We start from the raw sequence: 24,285 nt of genomic DNA on the forward strand, positions 1-24,285 counted from the left end.
AATCTAAATCAACCAATCTTAGCATAAAATAGAGTTTAGAAAAAGGTCGCATATTTTCCTTCTTCTCTTTTGGAATCTAATTTTTCCAAGTTTCTTTTCCTTTTTCCTTTTGCCAGTTTTATAAGTAGTGGTAACCCTGTTTCTGCTTCATCTAGAGGTTTTGAGGTAAGGTATCCTTCCTCTTGAGCCTTTTGGAAAAGCTCCTTCCCTTTTTCTGTTCTAACAAGGACTGTTGACCAGCCGGGTCCTGATCCTATGGAGCCGACTGATATGTCTGCCAGCTCGTTTGTAAGGTCTGGACATACATGGCAAGCATCTCTGGCTAGGCTTGTTACTTCTTTAATCGGCACTGATGTACTTTCACCTGTTTTGCTGTGTACTGAGAATTGTCCCTTATTAATATCCATTTTGCGGGCGTTTTCCAAGTTCACTTTGCAGTACTCCTCAGAAATTTTCTTCATATTCTGGTAGGCAAAGTTTTCCATACAGAATATACCTATTATATAAGCAACATCCCCCATAAGTTCCTGGAAACCATCCGAAAATACTTGAGACTTTCTAACCGCTTGAATTTGGCAAGGCGTCCCAATCACAGCAATTTTTTTAAGACCCATTTTCTTGGCTTTTTCCAGTCCAACCAGTGTAGGAGTAATCACATACTTTGTACCCGCTGTCCCAAGTAACTCCTCTTTATTAGTAATAACCACTGGTTCTGTAATCCAATTTTCTCCAGTCTTTTTAACCGCCAATACCCCATCGATTAAGTTATGATCAAAAAGGTAACTTGCAAGAGAAGTAACTATACCCCCATCTTGACAAACTTTTTTAATTTCTTCTTTTTTTGTTTGAGCGGTGAACGCATTCTTATAAGCTGCTATCGGTTCTTCCCCAAGGTTAGAGGGCTCCCCTTTTACATGATCTCTTATAAGGTCTAAATAAAGGAACGTGCGGGGACAGGCTACAATGTTACATATTCCACATCCTATGCACTTGTCTTCATCAATTACGGGGGCTTCGTCTACAATCGTTATTGCGTTAGTTGGACAGTAACTCAAACAAGCGCCGCAGTCCACGCAGAGTTTTTCATCCACAATAAATTTGATTTTTTCATAGGGGGTTCTTGATAACTCCGACTTTAAAATAGGCTTATAAACCGTTTCGGCGCCATCAGTGTCCTTACCACTTCTTTCAACCAAACCTTCGTACTCTAAAAGTCGGAGATGCTTTCTAATATTAAAATTTGATATTCCCAATTCCTGTTCCAGCTGGGCTAAAGTTGCATTCTTCAATTTTTTTAAAGTTATCAGAACTTTTCTTCGTTCTGTTTCATCATCTATAAAAAAATCTAAAATTTTTTCCCATTCCTCACGTGTAAATTTTCCGCATTCAAGGATTTCTTTTTCTCCTTCGAACCAAGCGCGTACCCTGAAACTATTTACTGCTTCTAGTGTCGCATCCAGTTCTTCCTTCAAATTCTTTACCAATAGTGCGACCTCCGTTCAAACAACATTCTATCAGTTACCCAATCCTCCGCTTATGAGGATTGTCCCCCGAACCCTTCAAGATTTAATGGTTCGGGATCACTCGGGGGTAGCTGTTACCTGTTCTTCTTCGCGTATGGGATTCGGTCCAAGTTTCTCAAGTTTTCTCATCATGTCTTGCACAGATTCTTTGAATCGACCAATTTCGGCGGCTGAACAATTGTACATGTTCACTCGATCTCCACCGAGTCCCCGTCTTTCTAATATTCTTTTCACGAAGTTGACGTGTCTTTCCGCCATAATGTTTCCCGACTCAAAGTCGCATTCACCGACGTGTCATCCTACAACCATAACACCGTCCGCACCATAGCGAATAGCCTCAAGCAGTAGTGTGCTGTCTACTCGCCCGGTGCATCTCAAACGCACAATTCTAATCGCAGTGTCATACGCAATCCTAGAAACCCCTGTCAAATCTGCTACTCCGTAACCTCACTTCCAACACGCAAACATCACTATCTGAAATGTCAAATCTTTTCCTCCAACTTTCAACTCCATTTATTAAATAATTGTATCTCGTCCTTCTGGTTGCTTACCAGAGCTCTCATCCATCAGTCTAGGGCTTTTGCTGATGGAATCATAAGGCATAAGGACTCTAAGATTTTACAATCGCTGCTACCTCTTCCTTTAACTGGTCATCTCGATAATATCTGAGATCCAAGGCGTGTGCAGGACATGAAGCAACACAGATTCCACAACCCTTACAACTCGTTTCATCCACTTTTGCGATGCCGTCAATCACTCTAATGGCTCCGAAGGGACAGTTTCTTTCGCATCTCTTACAACCAACGCAGAGTTCCTCCTCAACCACCGGAGTTATCAGCTCCAGTGTTGCTTCTCCCGCCAGACACCATGCTGTAGCAGCTGATGCCGCAGCCTTAGCTGAAGAAACCGAGTAGGATATGTCCTTTGGTCCTTGTGCTATGCCACATATGTAAATTGCGCGCGTTTTTGTTTCTTGTGGACTAAGTCCGGTGTGTATTGGCTTCAGAAAGCCACTCGCTGCTTTGTCGATGCCCAGAATTGCTCCGAGCTCTGTTCCTGCTTTTGATGGTATTACTGCGGTTGAAAGAACCAATAAGTCAACTTCAACCCTTTTTATCTCGCCGGTTAGTGTGTCCTCAACTCTGAGTAATAGATTCTTAGTTTCTGGGTCTTCCCTAACTTTTGCTACATTGCCTCTTATGAAGTTCACTCCGTGCCCTCTGACTCCCGTGTAGTATTCTTCATGTCCTTCGTCCACTGCTCTCATATCCATGTAGTATATGGTTACCGCGGTATCGGGATCGTGTTGTTTTATCAGTTTGGCATTCTTCATCGCTACCATGCAGCAGACTTCGGAGCAGTAGGGGTTGGTTTTCACGTCTCTCGACCCTACACACTGAATCATTGCGATTCGCTTTGGCACCTTTCTGTCAGAAATCCGGTAAATGTGCCCAAATGTGGGTCCCGTAGGACTTAACATACGCTCCAGTTCCATTTGTGTGATAACATTTTCGTAGACTCCGTAACCATAGTCTCCCCGTTCACTCGCGTCGTACATATCTACTCCTGTTGCTACTATAATTGCACCTACCTTTACTTCAAATTCTTCCGGTTTCTGTTCGTAGTCAATAGCTCCAGCTAGACATTGTCGTTCGCAAGATTTGCACTGAGTGCAGTCCTCCATGGATATTAGAGCCAGCTTTGGCACTGCTTGGGAAAACGGTATGTATATGGCTTTTCTTGTTCCGAGTCCATTGTTAAATTCGTCGGGAACTTCTACGGGGCATTTCTCGGAGCATGCGCCACATCCCGTACACTTGCTCTCATCCACATATCTTGGTTTCTTTAGTAGAGTTACTGTGAAGTCGCCAGGGCTCCCCTTCAAATCCTTTACCTCGGTGTAGGTCAGTAGTTCAATGTTTGGGTGTTTAGCGGCTTCAACCATTTTTGGAGCCAATATTCAGATTGCACAATCGTCTGTAGCAAATGTTCTATCAAGTTGAGCCATCAATCCACCAATGGTGGGCTTTCTCTCCACAAGATAGACCTTAAGTCCATGATTGGCAACCGTGATTGCTGCGCTTATTCCCGCAATACCAGCTCCTACCACCATAACCGCGGGTTCCACTTTTACGGTTCGCTGAGGCACATCCTCCAATAGGCGTGCTCTAGCTACTCCCGCGGCTACCAAATATTTTGCCTTCTCCGTGGCTGCCTCAGGATTATTGTAATGTACCCATGAGCAATGTTCTCGGATATTCACCATTTGGAAATAGTAGGGGCTAATTCCAGCACTTTGCAAGAGTGTTCTATAGGTTGGTTCATGAGTCTTAGGGGTACATGATGCCACAACAACTCTGTTTATCCCGAGCTTTTCTATGTCTTCTTTTATTATATTCTGTCCCGGGTCTGAGCAGAAGAACGAGTAGGTTTTCGATGTTTTTACATTCGGAAGTTTACTCGCAAATTCCGCCACCGCTTCACAGTCAACGACGCCACCTATGTTAACGCCTCACTCGCAGACGTAGACACCGATAGCAGGTTCCGATGCAGTTTTCTCATTATTACTCACTGTGGTAACCACCTCCAATTATTGAATTGGGCTATTCATGCGTTTCCTTTCCAATTATGGCTCTTTTGATAGCAACCATCATCCTTTGCCTGTTGAAGTTTAATCTTTTGCCAATGGTTGATACCAGTCGCTTGTCCTTGCCGCCTTTCAAGCCCAATTCTTCCATTATTTCTTTTACGAGGCTTTGTTCTTCCTCGTTCAACTCAATCTTTTTACTCATTTTATCAGCACCATTGTGCTTTTTTCAAATTTGTAAGCGTATGCTTATTCTCGGATTAGGGGGGGCAAGCATCAAATTCTTCGTGACACCAATCAAGTTATTAGTTTAATAAACTTAGCGTCAACAGTCTTATGGTGATAGGGCAAGTCTGTTACCTCTTAGTTTTTGCGAAGAGGGCTCGGACCAAGGTCCTTAATCTGTTCTGTGAAACTTTTAATAACTTCACTAAACTTCATACCCTCCGAGGCAGAAATCCACTCTAGCCTAAGTCTATTTGAACCTAAGCCAATTAGATCCAATATTTCTGAGGTTGCTTTAACCCTCTTCTCTGCGCTCTTATTTCCATCAATGTAATGACAGTCTCCAATGTGGCAGCCTGAAACCAGTACCCCATCTGCACCCGCTTCAAACGCCTTAAGTATGAAAATAGGTTCGATTCTGCCAGAACACATAACCTTAATTATCCTTATTGTGGGAGGATACTGAAATCGGCTAACACCAGCTAAATCCGCGCCCGCATAGGAACACCAGTTACAGCAGAACGCAACTATTTTTGGCTCAAAATCTTCTTTTTCTTTTTTTGCCAAAATGGCCACCTCTTATTTATTGTATGACGCTTTCAATCATTTTGAGTATCTGTCTCCTCTCGAAGCGTTTTTGATTTATGGCGTTTGTGCCGCACTCAGATACGCAGGTCCCGCATCCCTTACACACTGCTTCTATAACTTGTGCTTTTCTGGTTTGTATTTTCATTTCTCCTAGTTGCTCTTCACAGGTTATCATCTGTATCGCATTGTAGGGACAGACAGCGGCGCAGCGGCCACAACCTATACAGAGTTCTTCATCTACTACTGAGGATATGCCTACTGTTTCGACCTCGCCCTTTGCCAGTATTGTTGATGCTCTGGATGCAGCTCCCTCTGCTTGATCGATTGCCTCTGGTATGGTGGATGGGGTGCTTGCGGCTCCGCATAGGAATATTCCGTCTGTTGCGAAGTCTAGGGGTCTAAGCTTTACATGCGCTTCTAAGAAGAAGCCGTGCTGACTTAGGGGTACCTTTAGCATTGAGGATAATTCTTCGTTGTCTTCTATGGGCACCATTGGTGTGGCTAGGACAATGTTGTCTGCGTCTATTTCCACAATTTTTTGTAAGAGAGGATCATAAACTTCAACTATTGGTTTTCCTTCTTTTGACAGTGTGACTTCTGGTTTCTGGTCTTCTAAGTAACGAATGAACAGTATGCCTTTTTCCATAGCCTTACGGTAATAGTCTTCGTATTCTTTTCCCGGTGTTACAATGTCTCTGTATAGTATGAATATGTTTCTTTCGGGGTCGTGTTCTTTGAGTTTGAGGGCTTGTTTAATTGAGGTTGAGCAGCACACTCTTGAACAGTATGTTCTTCCTTCGGGTTCCCGGGAACCAACGCACTGGACGAAGACTATGTTCTTTCCCGGGTCGAATGAACCCTTTTTCATTTTTTCTTCCAGTTCGAGAAGAGTGAGTATTCTATCGCTGTTTCCGTAGTTGTACATTCCAAAAGGTTTGAATGATTCTGCACCAACTGCTACTACTATGACCCCTACTTTGATTTCCTTCTCTCCTTCTTCATTTTCTATGGTGACTTTGAAGTTTCCGATATATCCTTCTATGCCTTTCACTTTTGCCCCCGTGTATACTGTTATATTTTCTTGTCTACTTATCTCGTCGATTTTTTCTTGGAGTAGCTCTTCAGCCTTTTTTCCTGATAAGAAAAGCGTGTCTAGGCTTCTTAGCTTGCCACCTAATTCTTTTTCTTTTTCAATAAGATTTACCTTGAATCCTTGTTTAGCGATGCTTAGAGCTGCATTTATGCCTGCGATGCCGCCACCTATAACGAGTGCTGATCTTTCAACTTCCACGGTTTCACAGTACAGTGGTTCAAGCATTCTTGCCTTCTCCACCGCCATTCTGACAAGATCCTTAGCCTTTTCGGTTGCTTTTTCGTATTCTCGCATATGAACCCAACTGCATTGGTCTCGGATATTTGCCATCTCAAATAGGAAGGGGTTTAGTCCTGCTTCTTCACAAGTCTTCATGAAGAGTGGTTCATGGGTTCTAGGGGTGCACGAGGCTACAACAAATCTGTTGAGATCATAATCCGCAATGAGTAGTTTTATTTTCTCTTGAGTATCGCTTGAGCAAGAGTACATGTTATCTTCGGCATAGACAACCCCGGGAAGGGTTTTTGCGTACTCTGCAACGCTCTCACAATCTAGGAATCCCCCTATGTTGGTTCCACAGTGGCAAATCATAACTCCGATTCTGGGTTCCTCGCTAATTTTCTTTTCAGGCACTCTCTTCTTCCCTTTGAGGAGTGTTCCCCTCGCTGGTGCGAGAAGCTCCGATGCTTTGGCTGCCGCCGCGCTAGCCTGAGCTACAGATTCTGGTATGTCTTTTGGTCCCTGAACGTATCCGCAAATATAGATGCCGGGAATGTTAGTTTCTACTGGTGAGAACTCATCTTTTTCTTTTATAAAGCAGTTTTCATCCAAGTTTAGTCCTAGTATTTCTGCCAGTTCTTTGGTTCCCTTTGATGGAACGAGGGCTGGTGATAGGACAACCAGTCCTACTTCCATCTCTCCGAATTCCATTTTCTCCATGTCTTCGAAGCGGAGCTTTAGATTCTTGGTTTTCGGATCCTCAATGATCTGGGAGACCTTCCCGCGAATGTATTTAACATGATATTCTTCCTGAGCCCGGTTTACGAAATCCTGAAAGCCCTTACCGAAGGCTCTCATATCAATGTAGAAGATGTAGCAGTCCATGTTGGGATCGTGTTCCTTGGTTATGATGGCTTCTTTTGTTGCGTACATGCAGCACACACTGCTGCAGTAGGGCTTCACCTTGGTGTCTCTGGAGCCTACGCACTGAATCCAAGCAATCTTTTCCGGTTCTTTATGATCTGAAAGTCTTACTATGTGTCCCCCTGTTGGACCGGATGCGCACATTAACCTCTCAAACTCGAGAGCTGAAATAGCGTTGGGAAACCTTCCATACCCGTACTCCTTTTTCTGGGTTAGGTCGAACTGGTCAAACCCTGTTGCGACGATAATAGCTCCTACGTTTATCTCCTCTATTCTCTCTTTCTGTTCAAAGTCTATTGCTCCCGCTGGGCAGAATTTCTCGCAGGTACGGCACTTGCCCCGCTGGAAGTAGATGCACTCATCGGGATTTATAACGTAGGTGTTTGGCACAGCCTGGGCAAAGGGCGTGTATATGGCCTTTATTTGCCCTAATCCCATGTTGTATTCGTCATCTACTTTTCTGGGGCATTTTTCACTGCAGGTTCCACATGCTTTACACTTGGTTTCGTCTACGTATCGGGGTTTGCGTAAAACCTGTACCTTGAAGTTTCCTGCTTTACCGGATACACTCTTTACTTCGGAGTATGTTAGCAGTTCAACGTTTGGGTTTCGTCCCACTTCCACCATCTTGGGAGCCAGAATACAGAGTGAACAATCATTAGTTGGGAATGTTTTATCTAATTGAGCCATTCTACCCCCAATACTGGGAGATTTTTCTACAAGGTAGACCTTATAGCCTAGATCTGTTAAATCTAGGGAGGCTTGTATTCCTGCTATTCCTCCACCGATAACCAAAACGGAACCAACAATTTCCTCATTATTTTTCTCCATATCAATACCTCTAAATCAGTTTAAGAGATTGCGCCACCAGTTTAGTCAAATCAGTAATTTCAAAGTTGTATCTTTTCGTTTTAGAATCACTGAACTGCACCTCGGTTTTTAAACAATTGAAATGTATCTGACACTTGGGGCACGTAGTAACAAGAACCTCGGCCCCCGTTCTTTCCGCTTCGTTCATCCTGTCCATTCTTATTGCCTTCGCATAATCATTACATGATAGAAAACTGCTTGTACCACAGCACAGTGAATCCTCTCTGATTCTTTCCATCTCCACAAAACTCAGTTCCGGTACACTTTTAATAACAGTTCTAGGAGCATCAAACACCTTTGTCTGCCTTCCAAGACGACATGGATCATGATAGGTAACCTTCTTCTCATCTGTTACCGGATAATCCAATTTCCCCTTACCTATTTGGTCCGCTAAAAACTCAGACATATGTACTACTTCGAAAGGCAGCTTACCAAAATACTCAGGATAGTCCAGTTTAAATGTTCTATAACACTCAGCACACGTTGTAATAAGTGTTGAGGCTTCTGTCCGATCAACAGCTTGGAGATTGTGTTCCGCCAATTTTCTAAATGTTTCAACATCTCCCGACCATAATCGGTCATGTCCACAACATTTTCCATCCCTAACCACTGCGGGAGTTATGCCTTGCTCATTGAGAATAGCTACCGCTGCCACAGCAGTGTCTGAATATTTTCCTCCTATATTCGCAAAAACACGGTCGAAAACAGGTAGACATCCCACGAAATAGGCATACTCATCCTTATCCTGTATCTTAAGTCTTGAAGGGAACCAGTCCCCAAGAATGTTGGGAGTTAACTTTGAATCAGCCATAATTTTGGTAATCGTTGAAAGAATTCCCGTATGAGCCTCCTCACCACATATTCCCCTCTTAAAGCTCTCCACCCTTGCCCCTCTAACGAACCGTGAAAACTCTATATCCATTGGGCACGCAGCCGAGCATGCGTCGCAAGTTAGACAGCTGTAGATGTCTTCGCTTCTAACCAAGCAATCGGGACCGTTTAAGAGGAGTTCATGGATCATGAGTCTGGGGTTGAAGTTTTTCAAGGCTGATACTGGGCAGACACCGACGCATTGGCCGCGTAGGGGCTTTTGGCGCCTGCGCTTTTGCCGCATTGGTAGCAGTATTTTACGATGTCTGCCATTGAAGTTTCTGAAGCTGAGACCATTTCTATACCTCCTTTAACATTTCGAGAACCATTTTTGGTTTCACTCTGTTTTCATCAATCCCAAGTTCCTCTGGTTTAAGGCCTAGAGCTAATCCAAGTAGCTGTGGATAGAGTAGAACGGGAATATCGTATTTCTCGCTGAGGAACTTTTCAATTATTGGTTGATTTCTGTCAAACATCAGGGTGCAGAAACCACAGAAGGTGATTATCGCGTCTGCATCTGAAGACTTTATTGCCCTTAGCTTATCTCCCGCTATCTTTAATGAGGCGTCTCTATCTACACCAAAGATAACAAATCCGCAACACGCCATTTCATCAGGATACTCTATTACCTCGGCGCCGGTAACCCTTACTAAATCTCTTAACACGTCCGGATCCTCAGGGTTAGCGAAATGAAGATGATCCGAGGGTCTAACCAAGTGGCATCCCGGGTGAATAGCCAGTTTTAATCCTTCAAGTGGATGTACAATGCTCTCCCTAATTTTTTCTATTCCGACATCCTCGAGTAATACTTTAGCTAAGTGTTTTACCTCCACTTTTCCCTTGTATTCTCTTCCAATACTTTTCATGAGTTTATTTACTTCGGCTCGTTTCTCTGTGTTCTCCTTAAAGATGTCATTTGTTTCTTTTAGGGTGCTAAAGCAACCAGTACATATGGTTAAAATGTCTAATCCTAAGCTTTCAGCTAAGGAAAGATTTCTTACACCCAAGGCCATAGCGGAGAGATGGTCTAAAGCCATAAGGTAGTAACCACAGCAGTTTGCTCCCTCCAAATCCACAAGCTCTATACCCAATTTTTCCGCAATCTTTCTAGTTGCAAGCTCATAACTTGGTATACGCGAAGGTGATAAACATCCAGGGAAAAACGCATACTTCACTCCTACAACCTCACCAATTTTTTATTAATTACTACTCCTCTACTTTCTCTTCGGAGGTTCCAATGACTTTTTTCGTGTTAGATAAACGTTCCTCTAACCCGGTGCTTTTCAGAAGCTTACTAACTTCGTCAATGTTTACTTCCGGGAGCTTTGGCAACCCCACTTTCTCTCTTTTCTTTTTCCTAATTTCTGGCACTTCAAACATTCTACCAGTGTTTACAATATTCTTAGCAGACTCTTTAAACGCAATATGTACTATACCCTCTTGGAAGGCAAGATTAGCGATGGATCTAATGATATCCGCTGGTCTCACCCCTTCCGGGCATCGTTCGAGGCAGGCATAGCATGTAGAACATAGCCATATGTTTCTGCTCGCGAATAATTCATCCTTTAAACCGTAAACAGCTATTCTAACAATCTGAGCCGGTTTATACTCGCTTAAAAACTGTGCCACAGGGCAACTGGAGATGCATGATCCGCACTGATAGCATAATTTTAGGGCTTCTCCGCCGGGTAATTTTTCCAATCTTTTTATGAAGGATTGATCGGTTTTGGTTAGATTAATCTTGTCGCTTCTTCTGGTTGTGGCTTCACTTTCTGGACTTGCCATAATTTTCGTTATCCTCCTTCATGGATTTGAAACCTTTCCTCAAAATCGATGTTTTCCAGTTTTACCGTGATTTTAATTATGTCTCATTAGCGGGGGCAAATGTTTTCGAATCCAGAAAATAATCAAGTCAGTACGTTAATAAAATTTACCGTAAAAATGTTCACGTATATAATAGTCGTAAGTTAAATAAACATGGATTTTTATTTGTTCTTTTCAATTTTGCTTTTCACTAATTTGTGAAAAGTGAGAAATCTTTTATACATTTATCGCTAGGGAGACTTCAAGTCCTACTAGAAACCGTAAGTGGAATTGAAAAATAGAAATTGTTAAGAAAGTAAAGTTTACCGAAGGTACGCAAGCAGGTATATGGAAATTCACTCATCCAGAGTCCAAAAAACTGTTTCAAAAAACCTAGAACAGACCCAATACTAACGGTCACACTAGAACGGCTCCTTAGAAAAGTGAACGTTTTTATGGTAATCTTATCAACAAAAAATTGTTAAAACAATGGATTCAAGATTACACGCCCCCGCCAATAGAGGCATATCAAAAAACAAAAAGTCCAAAAACCCAAATCAAAACAACCCGAAATCAAAGAAAACAGAGCAAAACCAAAAAATGTGCTCGAAATGTTAAAGGAGATATAAAAATGGTCTCAGCTTCAGAAACTTCAATGGCAGACATCGTAAAATACTGCTACCAGTGTGGAAAGTGTGTAGGGATAATAGAAAAAATAAGGAAGTTAGATTGGCGGTACTAAATTTGGTGGAGGTAAGAACCTCAATTTCTTGTTTCTGTCCCACTCCTGTAGCCATTTCTCCACCTCTCTAAGAATCCTTTTAATGTGCTTGTATTGGTTCAGCCTTTCCCTGTTCCTAATAAAGCCTTTACAAATATTCCTGTTGTTTCGCCGCCTATCATAACTCAAATCCGTAAGATTCCCCCACTCGAAGTGTACCCGAATAGCACAACATTTATTTTCAAAGGCTTTCATTAACTGACCTCCGACTTTTTGATTCTTAATATTTCGGTCTTCATTCTCCAAGTTTTGGTTTGCGGGTCGAACAGCTCCAGTAGGTTTACTTCGCTTTCTTCCCGGTTGTATACGGAAAACAGTTTATAAAACTTCCATAACTTAAGCATATCTGCTTAGACATTAATACGAATTAATTTCCTTTTTTGAATATAAAAATGCTATAGAGCATTTTTGGTGCTTGTGAAGAATTAGTGCTGTAGTTGATATTTGATCGGACTTTATTGACATATGACCTGATGTCTAATAATTAGCGTTATTTGTTCTCCTCCTATAATATGCTTTTAATATTTCGAAATCCATTTTCCAGGTTTGAGTCTGCGGGTCAAACAGTTTTAGCAGGGGGTATCCGCTTCCTTCCTGAAGGCTTCTGAAAAATAGTTTATATCTTGCTAGGGGGCGCAGTGTCCAGCGGATAACTCTCTCAAGTGGGGTGATGCTCCCCGGAGGAACCTCCAACCAGCAGGCTAGATAGCTCTCCCCCCTCAGAGACCTCATCCAGTAGATCCACGCCTTGGGTAGCCTTCTGATCGCTACAACAAACGAGTACAGGGTGTCCATGTCCGATTCGATAATTAAGAGTATGTGCTCATTGAGACCTATATGGTCAATGCTGAGATGCGGCTCAAGTATCCCCCTCTCAAGAAGCCTCGCCTTATCCTTAGCCACAGCAATATGCCCATATTTGACCTGCTCACTCAATTCTCGTATGGGGGCCTCGAAATTTTCCATCAGAGCCTCGATTAATTTCAAATCCCTCTCGGTTATAACTTCCTTTTCTGAAATCTCGGGAGAGGAGGGGGGTTTGCCCATTTTTTGGGGGATAACTTGGTCCCAGCCCTTGCTGAGCATGCTGTTGAGGGTGTGTGCCCAGTAATCCCAGTTGATGTTCCAGTCCTTTACGTCCACATCATAGAAGTCGAACGAGAGGACGCTTTCGAATGCGTGTGTCCTCCAGATCCACACGCCGGGGAATTTCTTTGCTAACTCTTCTCGAACCTGTCTGAGCGCTATGTGGGGTATAGCTATAGAGAATATGGTGAAAGGGTCTCCGCCCAAGAGCTCGTGCCGTGAGAGGAGATAGGGGCTATCAACATAAGCATGTCCCTCAACCAGAACTAGCAGATTGGAAAGCCCTATCTTCGAGTAGTTCAATCTGGCATAAACCCTTAGACGGCACCGGTCAAGTTTCTTCTTATGGCGAAAAACCGTCGTATAACCCATATTAACCGTTCTAGCTAATTGGTCTACCGCTAGAAACAGGTTATCTTTCAATACGTTCAGAATCCTCAAATCCTTTGCATCAAGCCTAACCCTATAACTGTAAACCATATTCTGCACCGTATTTATGAATTCATCTGGGGTAAGAACCTCCCCGCTAACCCTCATGTACTTGTCCAACTCCCTAAATGTGGAAATTAAGGAGGGCAGAAACTCTTCACCCATTATGTCATTAATTAGGACTAAATCCTGAAACATATTCCTCGCCTCTTCTGTTTCACCCTTATACTTTTTGGTTTCACCCTTGTACTCACGAATCAAGAATTCAAGTAGGGTTTGCTTTCCCAACTCACCCTCAGGAATACTGTCTGGCAGGAAAAGTCGAAACATCTCCTCCAACGATAAACTCTCGGGATTTTCAACAATTTTTAATGGTTCACTTCCAAGAAAATCCCTAATTTTATCAAACTCACACATAAACACACCCTCAAAGCAAAATCTAATACGATCAAATTAATATTTACAGTTTACGGTTCTAATTCGTGATTAAAATGAAAGATACCTATCTCATGTGTCCACTAAACTCCACAATAGATTCACTTGTAAAAGGCTACCAACAGCTACATGAGTTTCTTAACTGCCTCCTTGAGCTTCTCTGAATTGATGATGCTCAGGGGGTTTAAGTGGTAATCCTTCTTACACAGAGCCAGAATTATCTGGGCGTCCTCAGTTTTCCGACAATCTACAAGATCGAAAAGAGTTTCTGGATCGGTAACTCCACTATTTAAGAGTTCCCAGAAGAATTTGGCCTGCAAAGCTAAAAGCCGGAGTTTACCACTCAGAACAATTTCAAAAGATTCTGAATATTGGAAAGCCTCCGAAAGCAGGTTTTCCATCAACCAGCAACGCGTCCTCACAACATCTACATTAAGCCACTCCCGATTGTTCAAATCATAAACTACAACCCTGTGTCTGCTGAGTTCTTGTTCAAGAGGAAGAGACACACAGGAAGCCACCCACCCCAAATCAAAATTCTCCACCAGCCTCATAAGAAAATCCGATGAAACGCTTGAAGCCAAGTACAACAATCTCTCTGATCCACCGGTCTTCTCCCCCTCAAAAAGGGCTTTGAGCTCCTCTATGGCGTTCTCCGGCTCCTCTGAAACATCCAACCCGGATTCACACAACTGTCGGTGGGGAGCAAAAACGGTCACTTCTCTCAGAACTTTATGGGTTAGAAAGCCCCATAGGAGCACCGGACGCCGCAGAGTGAATACCAACTGCCCAAGTATCGCCAGATCCCTATCACTGAAATGTTTATGAAGCTCCTTCAATGAACTCACGTTGTCCTATTTTTAATAACTAATCGTATTATACCCCGAAAAACCTCGTATACACCCTCGCATCGTATCGCAGAGGCAGGATAAATCTGAACACCCTCTGGTACTCCTAATTTCTCCCCAAGTTTTTCGGCTGACATCGCATTGGGCAAGTCCTGTTTGTTCGCCTCAACTATTACTGGAATCTTGTTTTCTGTAAAAGCTATTAATTCCTCCAAGCTTCTCATATTATCGTCTAATTTCTGTTCCTGCGAGTCAGCTACAAAGAGAACACCATCAGCGTTTCTTGCAATCTGCTCCCTCGTCGCCAAGAACCTTTTCTGACCAGTGGTCGTGTGAACATGAAACACTAAACAATAAGGGGGAAACTCAAGTTGGAGCGCCAAGTAATCCTCCCAAATCGTTCGCCCCTCACTGGTTGAAACCTCATAAGGCACCCCAATCACATTATTGGGAAAAAGCTTCCCTAAAGCACGAATATTCGTTGTTTTCCCTGAAGAAGCAGGACCCCAAAAGACTATCTTTATCTGAAGCAGTCTTCCATCCAACAAGTCGGACTGAAAATTATCCGCTTCCAACTCCGTCTAACCCCCTTACTTCTCTCGTATGACGGCGGCGTCAAGTCTATGCAGAATGTCCTCAATTTGCTCCTCACCAATGTCAATGATTTTTGTTATCGACTCGCTGTTCTTAATATCGTCCTCTATCCGCTTTACGTATTGGTTCATCTTCGCCCTAATGAAGCCGATGTTTGCCCGCTCATTAGCCAAGATCAGAAGCAGCAAAGACTTACTCTCGTTAAGGTCAGCGATTTTGCAGACGTAGAACTGTTTTGAATTGTACATGATCATTGCGTTCTGGAACTCGTCAGCAGCCAGATGGTTCTCTCCTTGTTTCGCTATGCCCGCCAAAGCCGCGCCCAATGCACCCGCATTCCAAGCATTCTTCACGCGGAAAAACCTCGACTTTGCTAAAGCCTTTCCATCACTATCCACTAGCAGCAGGCCTTCTATGTCGCCTCTTCCAAGCATTCTCCTGTATGATTCCAATAGGCTGTCAAGAGTGTCTGAAACCTTGTTAATCAGATAAAAGTGTCCGTGTTGTACCTCATCATTATCATCCTGTGTTTGTAGAACTTTACCGTTTGAGGGAAATTCTGACTCCATCTTTTCATTCAACTCCTTTAAACTTCTTCTATTATTCTTAATTATCATGATTTAAACACAGCCGAAGACTAGAGAGTTGTTTGTGTCAACTGTGATTCTTTGTAAGCTTTAACCAATCTTCTTATCCCCCTATCAATCCTCTCAGGCTTCATCCTAAACTCCTCCAAAAATCTCTTAAGAGGGACAGTATTAGGAGCATTGAATATTATTTGCGGGTCTACAACATCGGGATTGAGAAAAATTCCTCGAATCTCATCAACATCAAACGGTTTCAACCCCAACTCGGGAAATACTCCTCTAATATCTCCATGCTTCTGAATCAGTTTCAAAGCCTTTTTAGCACCCACTCCCTTAACTCCAGAGTTAAAGTCAGTGCCAACCAAGATCGCTAAATCAACAAGTTGCTCGTAAGAAATATCATTCAGTTCAAGAACCTCTTCCAGAGTCGTGCATCGAACACTGTTATCGCTGAATCTCAAATCTCTCAATATAGACTTGGCTCCAAAAAGCAGAGCGTCATAATCCTGAGTGAGAACATGATCTGTTTTTTCTATCCGCGTCATGTAAGCTGCTTGTGCCTCACCCTCACCGGGAGACTTCACCCAAGGTACACCAATATATGTTAAAAGCCTCTGTGTTTCATTTATGATGGTATCGTAAAGAATTTCATGTGATAAAGATAAGGTTCTCACAACGGTGTACTCATTGCTCTCTCTAGCTTTTCTCAGATAACCGTACTCTTTAACCAGAGATTCTACCAAGTGTTCCCTCCTCCTCTTGAGCCTCGGGTGTGATCCGTCAAAAACGTATATCGGCTTTATTCCGCGCTCCAGCAAGTTAACGGTTCTGTAGAATGTGCCGTAGATGTGGGATACCACACATCCCTCTTTGTTGAGGAGAGGGAGATTCTGTCTTCTAATCTTATTTAAGAACTGAAACAGCATATTCGAAGCATCCACAGCTATACTAGCGTTCTTCAGTTCGTCTAAGGTGATGGCCCTGAACCTAATAATGGGCCCCAACTTTATCCCCATTCTATTCCACCTATTCCTTACCGCTCTTTGTTGACGTTAAGAATACTTCTCAATTCTTCAACCCTTTCATCAATCCATTTCTTCTTTTCCGAAGCCTCCTCATAAGGATCATCATATTCCCTCTCAGTATATTCAGAAATTTTTCTAGATATTTCCTCAGCTCTTTCAGTTGCACCAATAGAATGAAGGTGGTCTAGGTAGATTGTAAGTAGGATCAAGAGGTATTTGTACTCGTACCCTGCTTCAAAGAGTTGAATCGCCTTTTCAAAAGCCTCATTAGCCCTCTGATCATTTTTTAGTAGCAGGTCTGAAATTCCTATATGGAAAAGAGCGTACGCTTCTCCTAACTGCTTATTCTCTCTTCTTGAAATCAAGAGAGCTTTGTTGAGCTGTTCAAGGGCTTCCTCAGTTCTACCCAATCGGAGCAGAACTATACCCGCGGCTACGCGGACTGACAATGCATCTACTCTATCACCAATTTCTTCCTTGATTCTGACTGTTTCTAGGAATATTTCTAGAGCCTCCTCCAATCTCCCCATCCATCTAAGCGTGTTCCCAACGCAGCACAGTAAATTGCTCTTAATTTTTTTATCTCCCAACTTCTCTGAGATTCTAATCGCTTCCTGAAACTCCTTTTGAGCTTCCTCGTATCTTCTCAAATCGAACAGAATCTGACCGACCATTGCAATTTCTTCTAATCCCGCAGCGTCGTCCCAAGTCTGAAAGCTCTCATAAGCTTTTCTATAATTACTTAAAGCTCCTTCCATGTCCCCTATCAACAATAGAATTTCCCCAATGTATGAATAATCTACACCTAACCTCATTGCATCCTTTATTTCCATGCTGATCGCCGCTGCCTCCGAATAATATTTTACCGCCTCAGTCAACTGTCCCGTACTTCGCATTAAACCCCCAATTTCCCTGAGACAATCGCTCTCAGTTTCCCTATCACCGTTTTTCCTACTGTGATTCAGGAGCGTGTTTAGAATTTTTTCTTCCGAATTGTAATAACGACTTTTCCCACACTCAGAAGCAACTCTCAACATGAATTTAGATATGGACTTCCAATCCTCACCCTCTCTTTCCATATCTTCTATGATATCCTGAGGCTCTTTAATACCCCGATAAACAAGACTCGCTGTATAACTAGCACCATCTATCACAAAGAACACCTCCAAATACAGAATCTAACCATCATCGGAATCAAACCTGAACATCCTCCTCACATGACGGTTCCTGGACGCTGTTTACTAAGCGAATTGGAAGCAGTTCAGATACTTCCTCTGAATTGTACTTCTCCGAGTATTTCCTTCTTCTAATAAGATTATACACACATTCACCGCCTTTCTCGGTGTTCACTTGCCCTATTATTCTTGTAACGTCTCCCCCCTTACCAACAAGGAAAAGGGAAGCCCCCCAAAGCCCGCTGCTCTTGGCGTCTATCATCCTCTGACACTTTACTCTTGCCTCTGTTATTTCCTTCTCTAATCCCGGTTGCAGAATCAGACTCTTATCTTGGGTCAAGGACAGCATGGCTATTAGGGCTGCCGGGTCGTTTTTCTTAAATTTGTTAGATGCCAACCTCTCAATCTTATGCTTGAGTTCTTTTTCGGCTTTTCTAAATTCTTTATCAATGTTCAGAACAGGCTGCAGAAGAAGCACGTATCCCACACTCTCAACCCCCAAAACCTCGCCATCCTTAACCCTTTCCAAAATGGGCTTCGCCTCCTCGTTAAGACCCAACTCGTTGAAATTAAGGTTGTCTAAATACTCCTTATTCAATTCTCCCACAAAGTTGCCGTCTTGTGCTAGCAGTGGCGAATATAGGTAGCGCTCAATCTCCAACTCATCACTTATCAACCTCGTCTCGTATCCCTCTTTCTCCAGAATAGCTCTGAATATACTCATCTTTTCTCTCGCTCGCCCAACAGCCTCATCGAAGTCTCTAGAAGTCTCCCAAACCGAAATCAGTGTAAGAAGCTCATCACCCCGCCTATAAATTTCGAAGCTAAGATTGGTCATAGCCTTCCAGGCGGATAACAACACCGAACCAACGGTCCCACTGCCCCTGACCTCGGCAAACTGCATCACCTGAAAACCTCTCCGACCACTTTTGAAGATTACACAATCATCTAAAATAGCATCCGCTAAAACGTATCTTGGGAACTCGCCCCGAACCCAGGTCAAAGGCGTATCCCCAGAGGTTCTCCCTATCAATATAAAAATTGCCACTACCGCAGCCTCTATGGCGACGAACACCACAGGATTAATTCCATAGCTGATTCCCAGTCCAATGAAACCATAGCACATATTGCAGGTTCCCATCCCCACCACGACTAGACTCGACTTGTTGAACCGCCTATTAATAACAAATTTAGCCAATAGATAAAGCACTAAGTATACGGCCAGAATGTAGAGGAGCCCAAGGGGACTGCCGTTGAAGCAAGCATCTATACCAGTCCGTATCATTCTAATAGCGAAAGAAATCCCTAAAGCCACCACGAACAGTATAGCACCATAGTACATTAATCTAAGAAACATTTACCTCAACCTCCGACAATTTTTTCCCAGTTTCTGAATCAACAAAACCTATTCCCCCGTTTGTAATCCGGTAAAATACACTACCGTTCCGACTCTGATAATGACCAACAATTTCAGCCTTTCCCACCGACTTCACTCCAGTAGTTGAAAATCGCAGAGTCACCTGAGAAAACTTGTCCAAGTCACCGCCCATTGAGGGAACTATTTGACTTTCTTTCTCGTCGTCTATTTTTGAAGCCGCCTGATTAAGGATGAGCACTGCCAAATCTCTTCTCCGCCGGCATAATCCAAGCAATTCAGGCAACTGCTTCTCCACCACCTCCCTACGACTAGAAAAGTAAGTCTCAGGGTGGAGATTCTTCCGGTACTGGGAAGCAATCGTATCTACAACTATTAGCTTGGTTCTATTCGAAACGTAGGCCTCTAATATGCTCACGATCTCTGACTGCTCATCCAAACTCCTGGGAACAATCAGAGTTAATCTCTCAAGCGAATTCTCGTTCGGAAAAATTTGAGAAAAGCGTTTAAAAGAGAACCTATTATCACTGTCGATGTAAAGGGTCTGATAACCCTCCCGGGATAGATTTCCCGCAGCCTGCATGGCGAGTGTGGTCTTACCAGTAGCAGCCCCCCCATAGATATGGGTAATTAATCCCGTGGATATGCCCCCGCCAAGTAAATGGTCTATGGGGCTATGTGTCCTAATACAAAACACTTCACACTCACCTCTCTAAGTGTAAGCAAGTGAATATAACACCACCGTGTCTTTTAACAAGCATTCCCTCACGCTCCATGTAATCCAACCTTTTGAGCACCCAGTCTTCCTTTAATCCCAAGTTTTTCGTCCTCCTAACTATATCTTGAACCGGAACCACCCAATCTTCTCGAAAGCTTCGGATAACACTCTCGAATTTTTCTCTCTTAGTAAGCATCACCAACCCGTCGTACTTCCCTCCAGCCTTCTCAGCCTGCCTGCCCTGAACAAGCTTTGCAGCCTTCTTCCAGGAATCAACAACATCTTTCTGCAAATGTTGCAGATTTAACTTCTCCCCGCACCGGGGACAGGAAGGATTCTTGCTGAGAGTGACCGCAAAGTATTGCATGCACGACGGACACTCTGCAACCATATACTTTCTTTTTCCCATTTCTCAACCCTCGATTTCGTGGTCTTTCTCTATTCTACGATTCGTGAAGCGTTCCTCCAATCTTTTTCCAATTTTTTTAATAGTTTCCGCTCCCTCCATGTCCGCTATTTCCGCTACGCAGTGGATCATCCAGTTTAGGGTACTAGTGACCGATTCTAGGTCTCCCTGAGAAATGGAGTGCAGAGAGCTAACCTCCCTGATACTCTTACCCCGTATGTAATCCAGAACCGCCACCGACATTGCTTGCGGCTGAGGTCTACCATACTCTAATTCCACCGCACTTAACACCAATTCCATAAACCGAAACTCATCGTCTATATCACCGTGAACCATGCTTCGAATCAATATTCCAGTTGCTGGTTTGAGATAGAGCCTTGCTACCAGTTTTCCGAACCCTGTGGGTGTGAAGGTTCCCCTCGTGGTTTCAGTAACCAATCCCTCATCAATCAGTTTTTTTAGCACATTTCCCGAATTAAGACAATGCAATATTAATCCCCTGTAGACCGGATATTTCTGATCCACAATCTGAGCGAGCTTCACCAGATGTCTACACAATCCTCCCTGCACCCCGCTCTGGTATGAACAAGTACAGAGGAAGCCTCGTTCCTCATGGAAACTGCAAACATTCACAATCGGCTGTGTTACCGTAGCCTCAATCTTCTTTTGCAGCAACTGCACTCTCAAGCTCTCGTCACTGATTCTCTCAGCACCACTCAATTCACTCGTTTTAGCTAGGCTTCTTATGGCAACGGATATGTTTACGGAGCCTATCTGGACAAGTTTCTCAAGATTTGCTTGTGGATTCTTGGATTTCTCTTTCCTCCACCAAAAGGTCTTCTCAAAAAATTTTAAGATATCCTCTCTGTTCGCCTCTTTGAGTTCAAATATTTTGAGAAGGGTTTGCTCCTCGAGGTTCGGTGAAAAACCGATGGAACTCTCCACGGGATCATATCTCGGTACCAATTTACCATTCTTTACATCAAAAAACCTCTTTTGAATCATAAAGCCATCCGAATCGGAAGGGCAAAGTACCACACCATAGCCCACATCGTCAAACTCCGGTCTGCCCGCTCTACCCAATATCTGATGGAACTGATTGGCGTTCATCCCATCTATTTCAAACTCTTCGCTAGCCATCTCTATGCTATTGAACACGTTATAATCCCGTAGAATAACTAACCTAGCTGGTGCATCAATCCCCGCAGAGAGAGTAGTGGTGCAACAGACAACCTTAAGAAGACCATTGCGAAAAGCGTCCTCCACGAGTTCTCTTGAGGCGTGATTCAATCCTGCGTGGTGAAACCCCACACCCTGCCTAATCAACTCGACTAAACGCTTGGAATAGGCTCTACTCTCAACGAATCTGACCGAGAGCGTTTCCCTCTCCTCATCGCTTAGATGGGGTTCAATAGACTTAACCAGTTTACGGGCTAGACTCTCTGCATCCCTTCTATGTGAAACGAAAATAAGTGCTTGACCATTATTTTGAACCGTTGCGGAAACCAGCTTCCTTATAGCTTTTAGTTTATCGGCATCTACCAGTATGTAGTTTTTTAGCGGCACGGGTCTAGTGTCTGACTCTATTAACTTGCACTTCAACCAATCCGCAATCTCTCCGGCGTCGGCGATGGTTGCACTCAGCCCAATGAGTTGAACACTTAACCTTTCTCTTATTCTGATAAGAACACTCTCCAGCCTTCCCCCTCTCTCACGGTCGCCCATAACATGTATCTCATCTACAACAATAACCCTGATATCGTAGAGCCAGTCGGGATTCAAACGCAGAAGTGAGTCGAATCTCTCTATGGTGGTGACCAGTATGTCCGCATTCTCTAAAATATCGGGCGTGTAGTGGAAATCTCCGGTGGATATCCTGATTCTCAGATTCAGATTACGATACTTCCTCACGAGCATACCAAACTTCTCCCTGGCGAGAGCCTTTAAGGGAACCATATAAACCGCCTTCCCTCCCTCCAGAACCCACCTTAAAATAGCAAGCTCCCCCACCAAGGTTTTACCACTAGCAGAAGGGGAACAAACCAAGAGATCGGTGTCCTCAAATAACCCTCCTTGAATAGAAAGTATCTGTATGTTACGCAAATAGTTTATCGACTGCTGTTCAAGAACCTTTCTGATTATCAGAGGTATATTCTTCTCTAGGTTCAAATAGGCGCTCAGATTCTTTTGACCATCTACCACCATCCCTCTTACTCCTCCAGGAATTCAGTAAAATCATCTGAATCCTTTGATGGTTTCAGTTGGCTCAGAATTTTCTCAAACGCATGGTTTCTAATCAGGTTTTCAAGCTGTTCATGGGATTCATAGTTAATTTTGCTACTTATTCCTCCATCGTGTGAAACAATTATCTGAGCTTTACCATTAACAGCACGTTCATAAGTTCCAATAGAAATGTCGGGATACTTCCGCTTAAGAGATTCAACAATGTTAACAACCTCTAGGCTCTGAGTAACCACCAAAAAAACAGGGGAGTCCACCTTTCCACTACGGGAATCAAGGAGTTTTTTCAACTCATCACTAATATTCTTATCAGTACCTATCGTTTCGACAACAGAATCACAATCGGTTATTTCTGCCTCAGTTTCCACCGCTAGACGACTCTGCTGACCTTCGGGATCACCGTGTAACCTCTCAGATTTCTCGTTGTCAGACTCCTTTTTCACAGTTTTATACTTCCCGCTCTCACCTTTCTTCTTGGTAGTCTTTGAACTGTTCTGCGAACTCTTCAGTGCTGTTCGCTGGGAGGCCCCGTCCTTGGAAATTTTTACATCTTGCTTCGGCTCCTTTTGTTCTTTCACCGCCACATCTTTCTTAACGGAGTCAGCTTCAAAAGTAGAGGTGGATATCACAGCTGACTGTAGGTCGGTGAGGAGAGCTTGAGCGTGTTTAAATAATATCGACAGATCCGATTCGGTTAGTTTTTGTCCATTTTTTATTCGGTCAAAGAATTGCTGAACCCTTTCGTGACTCAATTCGGTCTTATCACAAACGAGTTCCGCAACCTGTAGGGGGGTTCCAAAACTCACTTTCCCGGTCAATTTCACATAAATCTCTTTTAATGCAGAGCTAACCGCCCCCTTCAAGTGATAGGTACAGGTTTTCCATTCCCCCTCTGCATACGATTTCTGGGCTAAATCCCATAATCTTTCTCTTCTCTGGGCGTAAAATTCACTGCTGTTTGTCCTCTCAGTTAATGGTGGTTCAATATGTTTTTCAATCTCTAACTTCTTTAGGAATCTCTCACTGGAAACGTGTTGAGAAGACGAACCTGGCTCGATCGAGTCTTCTGGAAATTCTTGGAATGCTTCGGAGGTTCTTGGAATCTTTTGGGTGGTCACGAAATGTTTTGCCGGTTCTTGAAAAGGAGCTATTTCCTCTCTTAGCATTTTTTTAAACTTGGCTACTCCTAATTCGTGTATGACGAATGACGTAATAATGGTTGCTATTATGAGAATGGAGTCCACCGTGAGCAGTATTTGGAAAACCTCACCTGTTATGTTGAGGAATATGGACAGAACGAGCAGGAACATTAGAATTATGGTGAGGATTAATCCAGTTCTCGCTCGTGAGTAGGCTTTCTGTAAATCTTCTGCTTTATTTGGTTTAAAAATTCTTCCGGCTCTTTTAATTACAGAGTTCTTTCTGCTTTTCAGTACTGATGATAACTCGGATAGGGGCACGATTTCAACCGAGTCAACCTTGGTGTCTCTCTCGTCTTGAGAGCGGCTGACCAAGAATTTATCGGCGACTATAATAACTTGCTTACCTCCGTAGTGTGGGACTTTTACACCAAATACCTTTCTCAGCCTTATGCCACTTGGAGAATTTGGATTATTAACCATCTGATTAACCGATGTATAGAAAAGTTCAGATACCGTGCGTTTATCATTTTTGACTTTTTCAACGGTTGTGGGTAGGTATATAACAAGTTCAAGAACATGGTAACTGTTTCCTTCATAGATTTTCCAAGCTACACTAACTTGGCTCTTGTAAGACGCTACGTTCTCTACATTATAGTCTTGTTCAAAAAAAATGTTCGAAACTTCTTCACTGTACAAGGCTTTTTTTTCTATCTGCTCGGTCATTTCCTATTTTCTCCTACG

At 43.2% G+C, this 24,285-nt stretch carries 21 protein-coding genes and 1 pseudogene; all 22 read right to left on the reverse strand.

Going from position 1 to position 24,285, the window contains the following annotated elements:
• Nucleotides 1-35: 35 nt before the first annotated feature.
• Nucleotides 36-1,484, reverse strand: coding sequence for a Coenzyme F420 hydrogenase/dehydrogenase, beta subunit C-terminal domain (locus ACUVXA_RS00080; RefSeq protein WP_445869186.1), 1,449 nt, complete (start codon nucleotides 1,482-1,484; stop codon nucleotides 36-38).
• Nucleotides 1,485-1,580: 96 nt separating this feature from the next.
• Nucleotides 1,581-1,955 (reverse strand): annotated as a pseudogene (locus tag ACUVXA_RS00085) (hydrogenase iron-sulfur subunit); the annotation flags it as partial.
• A 178-nt stretch (nucleotides 1,956-2,133) separates the two neighbouring features.
• Entirely contained in the window at nucleotides 2,134-4,026 is a 1,893-nt protein-coding gene (locus ACUVXA_RS00090; RefSeq protein WP_445869214.1) for a 4Fe-4S binding protein, read from the reverse strand.
• 100 nt (nucleotides 4,027-4,126) lie between these two features.
• Complete coding sequence (locus tag ACUVXA_RS00095; protein ID WP_445869187.1) at nucleotides 4,127-4,315, reverse strand: hypothetical protein; 189 nt, start codon at nucleotides 4,313-4,315, stop codon at nucleotides 4,127-4,129.
• A 158-nt stretch (nucleotides 4,316-4,473) separates the two neighbouring features.
• A complete protein-coding gene (locus tag ACUVXA_RS00100; RefSeq protein WP_445869188.1) occupies nucleotides 4,474-4,902 on the reverse strand; it encodes a hydrogenase iron-sulfur subunit in 429 nt (142 codons plus the stop codon).
• Between the two features lie 16 nt (nucleotides 4,903-4,918).
• The gene (locus ACUVXA_RS00105; protein WP_445869189.1) at nucleotides 4,919-7,990 is read right to left on the reverse strand and encodes an FAD-dependent oxidoreductase; all 3,072 of its coding nucleotides are present in this window, start codon (nucleotides 7,988-7,990) and stop codon (nucleotides 4,919-4,921) included.
• A 10-nt stretch (nucleotides 7,991-8,000) separates the two neighbouring features.
• Entirely contained in the window at nucleotides 8,001-9,050 is a 1,050-nt protein-coding gene (locus ACUVXA_RS00110; protein ID WP_445869215.1) for a (Fe-S)-binding protein, read from the reverse strand.
• Nucleotides 9,051-9,070: 20 nt separating this feature from the next.
• Complete coding sequence (locus tag ACUVXA_RS00115; protein WP_445869190.1) at nucleotides 9,071-9,196, reverse strand: hypothetical protein; 126 nt, start codon at nucleotides 9,194-9,196, stop codon at nucleotides 9,071-9,073.
• Nucleotides 9,197-9,198: 2 nt separating this feature from the next.
• The gene (locus ACUVXA_RS00120) at nucleotides 9,199-10,074 is read right to left on the reverse strand and encodes a CoB--CoM heterodisulfide reductase iron-sulfur subunit B family protein (RefSeq protein ID WP_445869191.1); all 876 of its coding nucleotides are present in this window, start codon (nucleotides 10,072-10,074) and stop codon (nucleotides 9,199-9,201) included.
• A 31-nt stretch (nucleotides 10,075-10,105) separates the two neighbouring features.
• Entirely contained in the window at nucleotides 10,106-10,684 is a 579-nt protein-coding gene (locus ACUVXA_RS00125; protein ID WP_445869192.1) for a 4Fe-4S dicluster domain-containing protein, read from the reverse strand.
• Between the two features lie 742 nt (nucleotides 10,685-11,426).
• The gene (locus ACUVXA_RS00130; protein ID WP_445869193.1) at nucleotides 11,427-11,678 is read right to left on the reverse strand and encodes a hypothetical protein; all 252 of its coding nucleotides are present in this window, start codon (nucleotides 11,676-11,678) and stop codon (nucleotides 11,427-11,429) included.
• Nucleotides 11,679-11,960: 282 nt separating this feature from the next.
• Nucleotides 11,961-13,415, reverse strand: coding sequence for a hypothetical protein (locus tag ACUVXA_RS00135; protein ID WP_445869194.1), 1,455 nt, complete (start codon nucleotides 13,413-13,415; stop codon nucleotides 11,961-11,963).
• A gap of 143 nt (nucleotides 13,416-13,558) precedes the next feature.
• Nucleotides 13,559-14,272 (reverse strand): hypothetical protein, encoded by a 714-nt coding sequence (locus ACUVXA_RS00140; protein WP_445869195.1) that lies wholly within the window; start codon nucleotides 14,270-14,272, stop codon nucleotides 13,559-13,561.
• A gap of 5 nt (nucleotides 14,273-14,277) precedes the next feature.
• Nucleotides 14,278-14,856, reverse strand: a complete 579-nt coding sequence (locus ACUVXA_RS00145; RefSeq protein WP_445869196.1) for a GTP-binding protein — start codon at nucleotides 14,854-14,856, stop codon at nucleotides 14,278-14,280.
• A gap of 15 nt (nucleotides 14,857-14,871) precedes the next feature.
• Entirely contained in the window at nucleotides 14,872-15,444 is a 573-nt protein-coding gene (locus ACUVXA_RS00150; protein WP_445869197.1) for a hypothetical protein, read from the reverse strand.
• A gap of 68 nt (nucleotides 15,445-15,512) precedes the next feature.
• Complete coding sequence (locus ACUVXA_RS00155; RefSeq protein ID WP_445869198.1) at nucleotides 15,513-16,478, reverse strand: flap endonuclease-1; 966 nt, start codon at nucleotides 16,476-16,478, stop codon at nucleotides 15,513-15,515.
• A gap of 17 nt (nucleotides 16,479-16,495) precedes the next feature.
• Nucleotides 16,496-17,641 carry a tetratricopeptide repeat protein gene (locus tag ACUVXA_RS00160; RefSeq protein WP_445869199.1) on the reverse strand — a complete coding sequence of 382 codons (1,146 nt, stop codon included), beginning with the start codon at nucleotides 17,639-17,641 and terminating at the stop codon, nucleotides 16,496-16,498.
• Between the two features lie 40 nt (nucleotides 17,642-17,681).
• Nucleotides 17,682-19,019 (reverse strand): hypothetical protein, encoded by a 1,338-nt coding sequence (locus tag ACUVXA_RS00165; RefSeq protein WP_445869200.1) that lies wholly within the window; start codon nucleotides 19,017-19,019, stop codon nucleotides 17,682-17,684.
• A complete protein-coding gene (locus tag ACUVXA_RS00170) occupies nucleotides 19,009-19,734 on the reverse strand; it encodes a nucleotide-binding protein (RefSeq protein WP_445869201.1) in 726 nt (241 codons plus the stop codon). The genes ACUVXA_RS00165 and ACUVXA_RS00170 overlap by 11 nt, the downstream gene beginning before the upstream one ends.
• 7 nt (nucleotides 19,735-19,741) lie before the next feature.
• A complete protein-coding gene (locus tag ACUVXA_RS00175; RefSeq protein ID WP_445869202.1) occupies nucleotides 19,742-20,146 on the reverse strand; it encodes a hypothetical protein in 405 nt (134 codons plus the stop codon).
• Nucleotides 20,147-20,167: 21 nt separating this feature from the next.
• Nucleotides 20,168-22,366, reverse strand: coding sequence for a DEAD/DEAH box helicase (locus ACUVXA_RS00180; protein WP_445869203.1), 2,199 nt, complete (start codon nucleotides 22,364-22,366; stop codon nucleotides 20,168-20,170).
• A gap of 5 nt (nucleotides 22,367-22,371) precedes the next feature.
• Nucleotides 22,372-24,267, reverse strand: coding sequence for a hypothetical protein (locus ACUVXA_RS00185; protein WP_445869204.1), 1,896 nt, complete (start codon nucleotides 24,265-24,267; stop codon nucleotides 22,372-22,374).
• Nucleotides 24,268-24,285: the final 18 nt, after the last annotated feature.

Source organism: Candidatus Jordarchaeum sp. (assembly GCF_052745115.1).